Genomic DNA, 12,867 nt, shown 5'->3' with positions numbered 1-12,867 from the left:
GGTCCGCGTGGCGCGGACCCGCCGGCCACCGGCGTCCGGGCGTGAGCCAGGCCGACGGGAGCGACCCGGGATCAGCCAGGAGTGAGTCCGGCCGCTCGCGACGGCGCTCGATCGCCGAGCGAGACCGCCCAGAACACGGCCGTGCCGAGCAGCGCCGCGGCGGGGGCGACCGCCAGCCCGTACCGGGTGCCGGCCGACACCAGCGGACCGGCGAGCGCGGAGCCGGCGGCGCTGCCCACCACGAACGCCGTGCTCACCCAGGCGAACGCCTCGGCCACCGTGCCGGGCTCGGCCAGCCGCTCGGCGGTGAGGAAGACGGCGGTCAGCACCGGCGGCAGCGCCAGCCCGCTCACCGCGAGCAGGCCGGCCATCGGGACCGGGCCGGGCGTCAGCAGCAGCGGCAGGTAGCCGACCGTGAGCGCGGCGGCCAGCAGCGGCAGCCGGCCGGGGCCGCCCGGCCGGGCCCGGGTGTAGAACAGGCCGCCGGCGAGCGCGCCGGCCGCCTGCGCCGCCAGCAACCAACCGCTGAGCCGCCGGTCGCCGGCCGACTCGGCGTAGCCGGTCACCGCCACCGCGATGCTGCCGACCGCCGCGCCGACGCCGACCACGCCGAGCATCATCACCCCGAACCGGGGTACGCGCAGCGGCCCGGCCCAGTGTCGAACCGCGGCCACCCCGCGCCAGGCCCGGGCGGCGGGACTGAGGGCGTACATCGCGGTGCCGGCGAGCTGCACCACGGCGGCGGCGAACAGCCCGGCGGTCGGCCCGCCAACGGTCACCGCGAGCAGGGTGACCAGCGGTCCCACCACGAAGATCACTTCTTGGACGGCGATGTCCAGCGTGTACGCGGTGGGCACCGTGGCCGGCGGTAGCAGGGCCGGCCAGAGCGTACGCAGGCACGCCTCCAGCGGCGGTGTGCCGAACCCGGCGACCGCCGCCCCGGTGACCGCGCCGGCCAGGTGCCCGCCGGTGAGCGCCACCGCGCCGAAGCCGAGGCCGGAGACGACCGCCGCCGCCCAGAGCACCGGCGGCTGCCGCCAGCGGTCCACCGCCCGGGCGAGCAGCGGGGTGCCCACCGCCATGCCGGCCGTGTACGCGGCGACCAGCAGGCCGGCGGCGGCCAGGCTCATCGACTGGCGGGCGAAGAGCAGCAGCGCCAGCGGGCCGCTGGCGGTGGGCAACCGGCCGATCTGGCTGCCCAGGAGGACCCGGATGACCTGCGGCGCGCGCAGCACCGTCCGGATCGAGGTGTCGACGGACATGGGGCATCGCTCCCGGAGTGAGGAATCGGGCGAGGAGGCGTCGGGTGCGTGGGGCGCCTCAGGGAGCGAAGTCGGACCGCTCGTGGTCGTCGCCGTAGAGCGGGAGAGCCGGAGTGATCCACTGCGCGTACGCGGCCGCCGTGGCCTTCACCGGGATCACCCGCCGACGATAACCCAGCAGGGCGTCGGGACGGTGACCCGAAAGTCGGTTGCGTGCAGCCATGGCGCGCTGGCCGCGGTGACGAGACGTCTCCTTCTCGTTCTCTCACCTCGGCTCTTGATGCCTCTGCCGCTCTACCTGCTTGCCGTGGCGGTCGGAGAGGCGTCCCGCAAGGGTGACGCCGACGAAGGACCCAACACCAAAGAGCACCAGTACGACCGAGACCCACAGCTCGCCCAGGCCGGCGGTGTCAGTCGCGATCGGCGCGAGGAAGGTGAACGTGGCGAAGGTGGCAGCGTGGACCAGGGCACCGAGCAGCATGACCAGGAGCAGCCTGGGCAGCATCCGGCATCGTGATCGCAGTGGGTGGCCCGTTGCTGTTGCTCGGCTGGGCCGCGTTGGCGGCCCTGGCCGCCCAGCCCGCGGCGCTTCTGCTCCTCGTGTTCGTGCAGAGCGCGCTTTCCTTCGCGTTGGGCGGCACCCTGATCGCCCGGGTGCTCCATGAGGCAGCGGGCGCGCCCACCATGGAAGGGTCGTATGCGACCGCGGCGCTCAACATCGGTGCTGCTGGCGGCCCAGTCGTTGCAGCGGCGACCCTCGGGGCCAACACTGTGGACCTCGGCCCGGTGTGGGTCAGTGGCCTGCTCGTCGCGGTCGCATTGCTCATCGCCCTGCCCCTCCTGCGGGTCGTCGCACCCCGCCTCGGACAGACGATCCGGTGACCCACGCGAACGCTTCGTCGGGTGTCGAGGGGCGGCGGCGACTCGTCGAACGCCGCCGACGGCGGGAGGCCGCCGACGAGGGGCGGCCTTCCGTGCGGCGTCTCGGCCTGAAGCGCGAGAAGTTCGGCTGCTTCCGCCAGGTCCTGCCCGCCACATGTCGTCACGACCGAGGCCCTGCGCGAGCCGTGACACACAAGCGCGGCCGCTGCCTCAACGACGAGTCTTCACATCTTGGCAGCGACGCGCGCCTCCGCTACCGTCCATGGGAACGCTCCCATCAACTTAGAAACATCTATGTGATCCGGAGGCAACACGTCGTGGCTACTCTCTCCTCGCTCCGCCGCAGATCGGCGGCCATCACTGTGGCGGCCGTCGCGGGCGCCACCGCCGCCGGCGTCTGCCTCGCCGTCGGCGGCGCGTCCGCCGGTACGGTGTCCGGATCGCTCTACCGCGACCCGAGTTCGGCCGTTGTCCGCTGGGTCGCCGCCAACCCCGGCGACTCGCGTACCGCCGTCATCCGCGACAAGATCGCGAGTCAGCCGCAGGCCCGCTGGTTCGCCAACTTCAACCCGTCGACCGTGCAGTCCGAGGTCTCCGGGTTCATCGGCGCCGCCAACGCGGCGCAGCAGATCCCGGTGCTGTCGGTGTACGAGATCACCAACCGGGACTGCGGCGGTGCCAGCGCCGGTGGGGCGCCGGACCTCAACCAGTACCAGACGTGGGTGTCCAACTTCGCCCGGGGGCTGGGCAACCAGACCGTCATCATCGTCCTGGAAACCGACTCGCTCGCCCTGCTGACGTGCCTGAGCAGCGGCGAGATCAACGCACGCAACCAGGCGATCACGACGGCCACCCGGACCATCAAGTCGGCCAACCCCAACGCCAAGGTGTACCTCGACGGCGGCCACTCCACCTGGAACAGCGCGAACGAGACGGCCAACCGGCTCCGGGCGGCCGGCGTGCAGTACGCCGACGGCTTCTTCACCAACGTGTCGAACTTCAACTCCACCTCCAACGAGGCGAACTTCGGCCGGGCGGTCATCTCCGCCCTCAACGGCATGGGTATCTCGGGCAAGCGCCAGGTCATCGACACCAGCCGCAACGGGGGTGCCAGCGGTGACTGGTGCGCCGACGACAACACCGACCGGCGCATCGGGATGTACCCGACGACGAACACCGGCGATGCCAACATCGACGCGTACCTCTGGGTGAAGCCGCCGGGGGAGGCGGACGGCTGCCGCTACACGGCCGGTTCGTTCCAGCCGGACCTGGCCTTCAGCCTGGCCAACGGCGCGCCCAACCCGCCCACCACCACGCCGCCCACCACCACGCCGCCGACCACCGCGCCCCCGACCACGACCCCGCCGACGACCGCGCCGCCGACCACGGCGCCCCCCACCACCACGCCGCCGCCGCCGGGTAACGGCTGCTCCGCGTCGGTGGCGGTCAACCAGTGGCCCGGCGGCTTCACCGCGAGCGTGACGGTCACCGCCGGCTCTGCGGACATCAACGGCTGGACCGTGACCATCGCGCTGCCCAGCGGCGCCGCGATCACCGGCACCTGGAGCGCACAGGCCAGCGGTACCAGCGGGACCGTCCGGTTCACCAACGTGAGCTACAACGGCCACGTCGGCGCCGGGCAGTCGACCAACTTCGGCTTCCAGGGCACCGGCAACGGCCCCGGCGCGACGGCCACCTGCGCGGCCGGCTGACCCCACCCGATGCCCCGGCCCGGCGCGGAGGACCACTCTCCGCGCCGGGCCCGTCCTCCTCCGGCCCAAAGCCTCCCGTAGCCAAGGTCAACATCCCCGGCTGGAGTACCAGTGCCTCGTCATGCAGCCCTTGAACGGGTAATCCGGGTGGCGGATCTTGGAGTTGGTCGCCGAATCCCGACTTCGTCCGGTTGCCTCGGTTCTGAGGATGGATCGGGCAGGCTAGTTCCCCAGCATTCGTGGTGGGAGGTGATGGCTGGTCGACAGACGGCCGGAGGTGTTCGTCCCGGCAGGTGTCGATGGCCGAGGGACAGCGGTTAAAGAAGATCGCCCGGACCGCGAAGGACCGGTGAAGCTGCGGCAGGCGATCGTGGTGCTGATGTCCGCCCAAGGGCAGCCGGCCCCGGACATCGCCCACCTGTTGAAGGTGACCGAGGACTACGTCCGCGACGTGATCCACGCGTTCAAGGAACGGGGGTTCGACGCCCTGAACCCAAAATGAAGCGGGGGCGCACCGAGACGGATCGATGAGCAGACCCGAGACCGGTGCGCTCGGATCAGGCCGGCGAGGTGGTTCAGCGTTCGGCTGGACAGCGCTTGAAAGGGCTGAATCAGTGACCGCACGCCCGGCACGGCGGGCGGGTGGCGCGGTGGTAGGCGAGGGCGGCGGCCCCGAGCCCGCCGCCCCACACCCAGTACGCCGGCACCGCGACCCAGAAGAAAGCCAGCGGCAGTGACCCATCACCTGGATCCCAGGTGCCCGTTGTCGTCTCGATAGCGAGTTGCACCATGGCGACGCCGAAGTACACGATCAGCCCCCCGGCTATCGCGCACCCGGGCCCCAACGGCAACCAGCGAGGCACCCGACGCCCGGCGAGCAGCGGCACCCATCGGGGGAAGATCCGCCCCCAGGAGTGCACGAGGGCCAGCGGCAGCACCACCCCCGCCAGCAGGAACCCGACTTCGAAGACCAGCATGGAGGGGCCCGCGTTCAACGGGTTGTTGTTCCGGCCGACCGCGACCTGGGCGAGCAGCCGGACCAGGCATCCGGCCACCGCCAGGTACGCGCCACACCAGGCCCACCACGGGGCCCCCGCCGCTCGGCTCCCGTCATCGGTCCGGCTGACGTCACCCGTACGGCTGCACGCCGGGCAGTCCCCGCGCCACCGGCGCTGGTACGACAGCGCGGCGGCGGCTACCAGCGCCGCCCCGGCGAAGCAGGCTACCCGGCTCAGGAACGCACTGAGGTGGAACGGCAGCCCCAGACCGGGGATCAGCAGACCGACCGCGTCCAGTAGCAAAATCGGGCAGGCCGCCACCAGCGCGGCACTTACCGCCCAAGCGGCGATTGCCAGCGGCCAGCGCCAGCCGGCCGCCACTCTGAGCAGGAGCGCCACCACAGCGCCAGCGGCACACAGGAGCACGGCAGCCCAGCCCGTGAAGCCGATCAGATCCGAGCCGATCGGCGGAAACGACGGGCCATCCCCGACTGCCCAATAGACGCGCGCCGCGCCGTAGCCGACCGCCCAAACCAAGACCGCTGGCGACGCCCAAGCAAAGGATGCCTTCGGCCGTACCGCCGGCGCGGGAGTCTCCTCGTGGATCCGGGTGGCTTTCATGGAGTCCAGGGTGGCACCGATCCGACCACGCCGACCTCTCCTAAGAGAGGGACTGTGTCCCCCATCCGAGGGAACGTGCCGCCCACCTCTCGCAGTTGCTTCTGTTCGCCTTCATCGGCCTCTGGCTGCGGCAGCCGTTCAGCGAACTTATCTGCCGATCGGCAGAGGTCGGACATCGCTCAGGCCCTTACCGTTAGCGATGGCTTGTATCGCGCAGAAAGTTTATGGGGGATTTGGTGCGAGACCCACACATTGCTTCGCCTGCCGTCAGACCCACGCCTCACTGGAGCCTGCGTGTTGCGGCCTATCTGACCCCGCTCTGCGTGCTGCCATCCTCCTTGTGGCGATTGAGTGAGGTTGCGTGGGGTGAAGAGGCTTGTTTCAACGGTCCTCCGTGGGAGAAGCTCTACGTCAGTTCCCTCTCGGTGGTCTCGTTTGTGGCAGCTTGCTTGACGGTGGGCCTAGTTCGGGAGTGGGGCGAAAGGTTCCCGTCATGGGTACCTTTTGTCGGCGGGAAGCCCATTTCCGCAAAGATCGTGACGACGATGGCTGGTTCGGGAGCGGCATTTATCTTCTTGGTGTATGCCTATGCTTTTATCCTCAATCCAGTGTTCAAGCTGCGGCAGCCGCCACCGTATAACCCGGCGTGCCCACCCCCCGAGCAAACCTCCGATGCCTGGATAGCTTATGCGGCGTATGCACCTCTATTGTTGTGGGGTCCGTTGCTCCTCACAGTCACCATTGCTTACTACCGGCGCAGACGGGAGCCTCTTCGAGTTCCATGATTGCCGTTGCCTGGGCCTGGCATCAGCAGGACTGGGTCCCTCATTGGCTCAACAAAATACTCGAGGTGGAAGTTTGGGTGACCCGCCCTTTCGACACGGAGCACGGCGCCGCCGTTCTGCGGATATGCTGAAACCAGCAACTCCCACTCCTGTGATTGTCCACGAAGGGACGTTGCGTCCCTGGTGGATCATGTCAGGGCACCCCGAGTGGATCTTTCCCTTCAGGGGGCGAGTCGGTCGGTGTCGAAGAGTTTCCCGTCGAGGATCACGTGTGACCAGCCGTCGGCGGCGACCCGGGTCAGGGCGCCGTGCAGGGTGGGTGTCTGCGCCGCGAGGACGCGTACGACCTCGGCGACGTGCCGGTAGGCGGTTGCCCTGGACACGCCGAACCCGGCCCCGAGGATGGTCTTCGCGGGCCGTCTCGTCGACTGCACCCGCGACACCGTGAAGATCACGCTGGAGATCGTGCGGAAGCCCGCTGACCAGCGGGCCATCGCCGTACATCCGCGGCCGACCAGCTTGACGGCAGGCGCAGCGCACCTTCATCTGGACCTGATCAAGTCCCTCTCAAACACGCTCTTTAGGGTTCGCAGACCCGCGATTGCACCCGCCGTCCGCTATCCGAGCGTGAGCATCGCCTCGGTGACCTCGCTGGCGGCCGCGTCGGGGATCGCAGTGGCGGCCTCGTTGAGGACGAGTAGCCGTGCCGCGGGAATCTCGCGCGCGATCGCCTCGCCGTTGCCGACGGGGAAGAACCGGTCGCGGCGGCCGTGGACGACGAGCGTGGGGACTTCGATCTCGGGTAGGCGCTCACGCCAGCGTGGTGTGCAGTCGAGCCTGGAAAACACCATGCCCATCTGGTTGGCCATCTGGACCGGTGGTGCGGTGCCGGGTGTGCGGTCCCAGATGCGCGCAGCGATTGCGCGCGCGGCGGCGGGGTCGTCGCCGAGGATCTCCGCGCCGGCGGCGGCGAACTCCGCAACCGCCTCGCGGTCGGTCCAATCGGGCATCGGGCGCGTGAACAGCCGGCTCATCGTCGCCTGGTCATGGTCGGGGAGGTCATCGTCGGGCGGGCCAGGGGCAACCGGGCGGGTGCCGACCAGGGTGAGCGCCGAGAACGCGCCTGGATGGTCGAGCACGGCCACCTGGGCGACCATCCCGCCGACGCCGATCCCCGCGAGGTGCGCAGGGCCCCCGCCGAGCGCGTCAGCAAGGGCCGCCGCGTCGGCGGCGAGGCCGCGCAGGGTGTAGGCGGGCGCCTGCGGATCCCTCGTTGTCGACTCCCCGCTGTCGCGCAGGTCGTAGCGCACCACACGGCGCCCGCCAGCGGCGAGGCGCTCGCACAGCGCGTCGGGCCAGGAGAGCATCGTCGTCCCGCCCGCGAGCAGGACGAGTGGCGCGTCGTCGTCACCGAACGACTCGATGCCCAAGACGGTCTCATTGACGTTGATAGTGGTCATCGGATCACCGGGAGACGTTGGAGGTCAGGTGCGTCGCGGTCGATGTCGAGATCATGCCGAGGTAGACCGGGTCCGCCGCCCGAACTCATCGCTCACGCATGAAGTGTGTGGCGGATGCGAACCGGCAGCATGACGCGCGAGGCGGCACGTCGGACATACCGTGGGTCGGTGGTGAGGGTCCAGGCGGGTCCGGCGGGGTGTTCGCTGTGGATGCCGCTGTTTGCCAGGTGTGCCGCGATGGCCGCCGCTGGCCCACTGCGCATCACTTCGGAAATCACCGTACGCGACGCCGGCCGGAGCCGGACCTCGGCCGGAGCGAGCCGGTATGCGAGCAGGGCCAAAAGCCGCTGTCGATCGTGTTGACTGCTGGGCAACGCGGAGACAGCCCACACTTCATCGCGATCCTGGCCGGCATCCGTGTGCCCCGCCCGACCGGTGGCCGGCCCCGGCCTGACCCGGGTGCTGGCCGACAAGGCGTACACCTCTCGGGCGAGCCACGCCTATCTGCCCCAACGCGGAATAAAGGCCGCTATCCCGAGCAAAGCCGACCAAAGACGCGCTACCAGGCCGTCCTACACATCGTCGCGATCAACGAATGGCTTTGACTAACTTCGGATACACGCTCTACTCGCTCTTGGGCCAGATGAGGCCCTGGTCGGTCCAGGTGACACCCTTGTTGCGGCAGAGGCAGAACGGGTGGCCGACGGGGTCGGTGTAGACGCGCCAGCCGTAGCCGTCGGGGCCGATGGAGTTCTGCTGCAGGGTCGCACCGAGGGCCAGGACCCGGCTCTGTTCGGCCTCGATGTCGTCAACCTCGAAGTCGAGATGGAACTGCTTGGGGTGCTCGCTGTCGGGCCACTGCGGGGCGCGGTAGTCCTCCACCCGGATGAAGGCCAGCTCGATCTCGCCAAACCGGATACCGGCCCAGTTGCCGTGGCTGCCCTCCTTGACCGGGCGACCCGTCACCTCTGAATAGAAGGCTGCCAGCTCCATCGGGTCCGGGCAGTCGATGATGAAATCGGTGAGTCGCAGCATCCGGCGATCTTGTCACAAGATCAAATAAGCCGGAGTTTGAGACAGGCCTGGCCGCGCCGCGGACCCGGCCCTGGCTCCGTCACCGGGAGGGCCCGGGCGACACGTTGTTGGCCCTCTACCGAGAGCGCAAGTAACGACGGCTGATCCTGACGATGTGTGCCCTGTGTGCTCTGCAGCGGGTGCCGTCGTGCGGTTCACGTCGTTCAGCTCGGCCTGCATCTGCGCCGCCTCGGCGTCGCGAGCATCGTTGGGCCGCGCTCCTGCCGCTCTGTGACCCACGCCACATGCGGTTCCTGTCAGTAATCGGGGCGCTGTTCCGCTCAACTCACGCAGAGCAAGCGAACCGACAGGAGCAACACATGAAGCACCGCATCGTCGTCCTCGGCGCCGGTTATGCCGGGGCCTTCCTGGCCGGGAACCTGGCCCGCCGGCTGTCCCCGGCGGACACCGAGGTCACCGTGGTCAACGCTGAGCCGGACTTCGTCCAGCGGCTGCGGCTGCACCAGCTCGCGGCCGGCCAGGAGATCGAGGCTCCGAAGCTCGCCGACGTGTTCGCGGGCACGGGGATTCGGTTGCGCCTGGCCCGTGTCACCGCCGTCGACCCCGAGCGCCATGTCGTCGCTGTGGCCGACGCCGACGGCGGCGGCGAGCTCGGCTATGACACGCTTGTCTACGCCCTCGGCAGCCGCGGCGACGACTCCGGCGTTCCCGGCGTGGCCGAGCATGCCTTCGACATCGCCGCCCGGCCCTCGGCGCTGCGCCTGCGCGAGCGCCTGGACAGCCTGGGCGGGCGGCGCGGAGGCGGGAGGGTGCTGGTCGTCGGCGATGGGTTGACCGGCATCGAGAGTGCCACCGAGATTGCCGAATCCCGGCCCGGCCTGTCGGTGACGCTGATCGCCCGCGGCGAGCTGGGCGCCCGGCTCTCCGTCGGAGCCCGCAGCCACCTGCGCCAGGTCTGCGACCGGCTGGGCATCACCGTCTTGGAGCACACCAGCGTCGAAGCCGTCAAAGCGACGCGGGTGCTGTGCGCCGACGGCACCGCCCTGGCCTCCGACGCCACCGTGTGGACGGCCGGGTTCGCGGTCAACCCCATCGCCGCCGCCAGCGGGTTGGAGGTCACCGACAACGGCCAGATCGTCGTCGATCGCACCATGCGGTCGGTCTCGCACCCGGACGTCTACGCCGCCGGCGACAGCGCCTACGCCATCGGCGACAACGGCCGGCCGCTGCCGATGTCCTGCGCTTCGGCCGGCCACACCAGCAAGCAGGTCATCGAGGCGATCATCGGACGCCTGACCGGCCGCAAGATCGCGAACATCAAGATGACCTACACGGCCAACCACATCAGCCTCGGGCGGCAGGACGGGATCCTGCAGGCGGTCGACCACGAAGCGCAAGCAAAGCCGAAGTACGTGGGCGGCCGGAAGGCCGCGCGGATCAAGGCTGGCATCGTCAAGATGTCGCTGTGGGCCACCTCGCACCCGACCCTCGGCCTGCCCAAGCGCAAGCACCGCGTGACCGCCGCTCCGGATACGTCCGTCAAGAAGGCGCTCGGCGCAGACGCCTAGAGTGATCCGCGTGGACAGCACCGCCACCGATCGCTTCGACACCAGTCGGTTCGAGGCCAGCCGGTGCCGGCTGGCCTCGCTGGCCTACCGGCTACTGGGCTCCGCCACCGACGCCGAAGACGCCGTGCAGGATACGTTCCTGCACTGGCAGGCCGTCGACCGGCAGCGGATCAAGGTGCCGGAAGCCTGGCTGACCAAGGTCGTCACCAACTTGTGCCTCGACCGGCTCCGCTCGGCACAAGCCCGCCGCGAACGCACCGTCGGCGCCTGGCTGCCCGAACCGCTCCTCGACGGCGACCCGATGCTCGGCCCGGCCGACACTGTCGAGCAGCGCGAATCGGTCTCCCTGGCCGTGCTGACGCTCATGGAGCGCCTGTCACCCCTCGAGCGGGCCGCCTACGTCCTGCGCGAAGCGTTCTCCTACAGCCACTCCGAGATCGCCGAGATCCTCGACATCACCGAGTCGGCAAGCCAGCAGCACCTCCACCGGGCCCGGCGCCGCATCACCGCCGCGCGGCGCCGCGGCGGCGAAGTCGACCCGGCATCCGCCCGCAGGATCGTCGAGGAATTCCTCGCCGCTGCCTCCTCGGGCCGCACCGAACGGCTGGTGGCGCTGCTCACCGACGACGCGACCGCGATCTCCGACGGCGCGGCCGGCCTGGCCGAGACGCTGCTGCGGTACGACACTCCGCATCGCATCGCCGCCGTCGTACGGGCCGGCTTCAAACCCACACCCGCGAAACGGCGACTCGTCGGCGGTACGCCCGCCATCCACTACGCGCTCGTCAACGGCGCCCCCGCCATCCTTTTCATGCTCGGCGACCAGGTCGTCGGCGCCGTGACGTTCGACATCACCAACGGAAAGATCGCAACAGTGCGCGGCATCGCCGCCCCCACCCGCCTGGCCCGCCTCACCGAAACCTGGCGGCAGCACGAACCGGACCCGCCGCTCATCACCCAGTGGTGACCCGACGCCGAGTCCGCCTGTGAACACCTCGGCCGACTACCCACCGACGTCGGGGCGTCATCCGGGGCGAGTGACCCGGCTCACGCGCTGTTATGCCAGCCCCTCAGGCGGTGTCTTGTGGCCGAACACCGAGAACGAGGGAGACACCATGACGGAGAACATTGGCGTGGTCGTGGTTGGCGGCGGATACGCCGGCGTCATGGCTGCCAACCGCCTCACCCAGCGCGACGACGTGACCGTGACCCTGATCAACCCGCGGTCGAACTTCGTTCACCGCATCCGCCTGCACCAGCTCGTCGTCGGAACTGGCGACCCGGTCGTCGGCTACCGCGACATCCTGGCCGACCGCGTCCGGCTGGTGGTCGACACCGCCAATCGAATCGACGCGGCCGAGCGCACCGTTTCGTTGGCGAGCGGCGGCACGGTGGGCTACGACTACCTCATCTACGCAGTGGGCAGCGGCAGCGCCGACCCGAGCGTGCCCGGGGCCGCCGAGTACGCCCACAATATGGCCAGCCTGGAGGAGGCGCAGCGGCTGCGGTCGGTGCTCGGTACCACACCCACGACGGACGTGGTGACGGTGGTCGGAGCGGGCGCGACAGGCGTCGAGGTCGCCGCCGAGTTGGCAGCCGAGGGCCGCACCGTGACGCTCGTGTGTGGCAGGGTGCTCCACCCGTATCTGCACTCCCGGACTCGCCGCAAGTTCGCCAAGCGGCTCGCCAAGCTCGGGGTGACCATCATCGACGGCCCTGGTGCGAAGGTCACCGCGGTGAGCCGCGACGCCGTCCTGCTGGCGGACGGCCGCAAGCTGCCCAGCACGGTGACCATCTGGACGGCCGGGTTCAGCATCCCCGACCTGGCTGCCCGCAGCGGGCTCACGACCGACGCGGCCGGACGTCTCCTGACCGACGAGACGCTCACCAGCATCGACGACAACCGCATCGTCGCCGCTGGCGACTCGGCCGCGCCGTCGAATCTGCCGCTGCGAATGAGCTGCCAGTCCGCCAATCCACTCGGCGCACATGCGGCCGACACGGTGCTCAGCCGGATCGCGGGCGGACAACCCACGACCATCGCCATCGGCTTCTTCGGGCAGTGCGTCAGTCTGGGCCACGGCGCCGCCACCGTCCAAATCGCCTCGACAAACGACATCGCCAAAGGTTTCGCTGTCGGGGGCTTCCTCGGCGCGAAGATCAAGAGCAGCAGTTTCAACGGCCTGATCGAGCACTTGGCGCACGAGGCGCACAAGCCCGGCTCCTTCACCTGGAAGTTCCGAGACGACACCCGTCATCAGCGGATCCAGGCGCTCGCCGCCCGCTGACCTGACCATCGAATGAAGGGTCTTGCAGTGGATACACTGCCCGCCGACCCCGCTACCGAAACCTTCGTGGCCCACCGGAACCTGCTGTTCACCGTCGCCTACGAGATGCTCGGTCCGGCGGCCGACGCCGAAGACGTCCTCCAGGAAACCTGGCTGCGCTGGGTCCCGGGTTCCACAGATCAGGTGGTTGGCTAGTCCGCGAGAAGGTGGGTTGAGCTGGGAAAACGTGGTTTGGTCCGGTGGCGGGGCGTGTCAC

12 protein-coding genes and 2 pseudogenes are annotated in these 12,867 nt (G+C 69.7%); 8 read left to right on the top strand and 6 right to left on the bottom strand.

The window, feature by feature from the left end:
* Nucleotides 1-71 precede the first annotated feature (71 nt).
* Nucleotides 72-1,262: an MFS transporter gene (locus AB0H57_RS31605; protein WP_357512332.1), complete on the bottom strand. Its 1,191-nt coding sequence runs from the start codon at nt 1,260-1,262 to the stop codon at nt 72-74.
* Nucleotides 1,263-1,527: 265 nt separating this feature from the next.
* Nucleotides 1,528-1,767: a hypothetical protein gene (locus tag AB0H57_RS31600; RefSeq protein WP_357512331.1), complete on the bottom strand. Its 240-nt coding sequence runs from the start codon at nt 1,765-1,767 to the stop codon at nt 1,528-1,530.
* Between the two features lie 8 nt (nt 1,768-1,775).
* Here AB0H57_RS31600 and AB0H57_RS31595 point away from each other — a divergent pair, with 8 nt between their 5' ends.
* The 3 genes from AB0H57_RS31595 to AB0H57_RS31585 all read left to right on the top strand — a co-directional run bounded on the left by AB0H57_RS31595 (nt 1,776) and on the right by AB0H57_RS31585 (nt 4,358).
* Nucleotides 1,776-2,144, top strand: a complete 369-nt coding sequence (locus AB0H57_RS31595; RefSeq protein ID WP_357512330.1) for a hypothetical protein — start codon at nt 1,776-1,778, stop codon at nt 2,142-2,144.
* A 317-nt stretch (nt 2,145-2,461) separates the two neighbouring features.
* Nucleotides 2,462-3,856: a glycoside hydrolase family 6 protein gene (locus AB0H57_RS31590; RefSeq protein WP_357512329.1), complete on the top strand. Its 1,395-nt coding sequence runs from the start codon at nt 2,462-2,464 to the stop codon at nt 3,854-3,856.
* A 349-nt stretch (nt 3,857-4,205) separates the two neighbouring features.
* Nucleotides 4,206-4,358: a helix-turn-helix domain-containing protein gene (locus AB0H57_RS31585; protein WP_357512328.1), complete on the top strand. Its 153-nt coding sequence runs from the start codon at nt 4,206-4,208 to the stop codon at nt 4,356-4,358.
* A gap of 109 nt (nt 4,359-4,467) precedes the next feature.
* Here the strand turns inward: AB0H57_RS31585 and AB0H57_RS31580 are convergent, their stop codons facing one another.
* The 3 genes from AB0H57_RS31580 to AB0H57_RS31570 form a co-directional block, all read right to left on the bottom strand.
* The gene (locus AB0H57_RS31580) at nt 4,468-5,253 is read right to left on the bottom strand and encodes a hypothetical protein (RefSeq protein WP_357512327.1); all 786 of its coding nucleotides are present in this window, start codon (nt 5,251-5,253) and stop codon (nt 4,468-4,470) included.
* Nucleotides 5,254-6,481: 1,228 nt separating this feature from the next.
* Nucleotides 6,482-6,754 carry a hypothetical protein gene (locus AB0H57_RS31575; RefSeq protein ID WP_357512326.1) on the bottom strand — a complete coding sequence of 91 codons (273 nt, stop codon included), beginning with the start codon at nt 6,752-6,754 and terminating at the stop codon, nt 6,482-6,484.
* A 123-nt stretch (nt 6,755-6,877) separates the two neighbouring features.
* Nucleotides 6,878-7,720 (bottom strand): alpha/beta hydrolase, encoded by an 843-nt coding sequence (locus AB0H57_RS31570; RefSeq protein WP_357512325.1) that lies wholly within the window; start codon nt 7,718-7,720, stop codon nt 6,878-6,880.
* A gap of 326 nt (nt 7,721-8,046) precedes the next feature.
* Here AB0H57_RS31570 and AB0H57_RS31565 point away from each other — a divergent pair.
* A pseudogene (locus tag AB0H57_RS31565) lies at nt 8,047-8,272 on the top strand (transposase); the annotation flags it as partial.
* 72 nt (nt 8,273-8,344) lie between these two features.
* Here the strand turns inward: AB0H57_RS31565 and AB0H57_RS31560 are convergent.
* A complete protein-coding gene (locus tag AB0H57_RS31560; RefSeq protein WP_357512324.1) occupies nt 8,345-8,755 on the bottom strand; it encodes a VOC family protein in 411 nt (136 codons plus the stop codon).
* A 359-nt stretch (nt 8,756-9,114) separates the two neighbouring features.
* Between AB0H57_RS31560 and AB0H57_RS31555 the strand changes: the two genes are divergently transcribed.
* From AB0H57_RS31555 to AB0H57_RS31540, 4 genes and pseudogenes are all read left to right on the top strand, one after another.
* Complete coding sequence (locus AB0H57_RS31555) at nt 9,115-10,323, top strand: FAD-dependent oxidoreductase (RefSeq protein ID WP_357512333.1); 1,209 nt, start codon at nt 9,115-9,117, stop codon at nt 10,321-10,323.
* Nucleotides 10,324-10,333: 10 nt separating this feature from the next.
* Entirely contained in the window at nt 10,334-11,290 is a 957-nt protein-coding gene (locus tag AB0H57_RS31550) for a sigma-70 family RNA polymerase sigma factor (RefSeq protein WP_357512323.1), read from the top strand.
* Nucleotides 11,291-11,438: 148 nt separating this feature from the next.
* Nucleotides 11,439-12,611 (top strand): FAD-dependent oxidoreductase, encoded by a 1,173-nt coding sequence (locus AB0H57_RS31545; protein ID WP_357512322.1) that lies wholly within the window; start codon nt 11,439-11,441, stop codon nt 12,609-12,611.
* Between the two features lie 12 nt (nt 12,612-12,623).
* Nucleotides 12,624-12,773: pseudogene (locus tag AB0H57_RS31540) on the top strand (sigma factor); the annotation flags it as partial.
* Nucleotides 12,774-12,867 lie beyond the last annotated feature (94 nt).

Origin of the sequence: Micromonospora sp. NPDC050686 (assembly GCF_040654475.1) — a bacterium.
Lineage (GTDB): Bacteria > Actinomycetota > Actinomycetes > Mycobacteriales > Micromonosporaceae > Micromonospora.
Note: the sequence above shows the minus strand (reverse complement) of the source record. Positions and strands in the feature narration are given on the sequence as shown.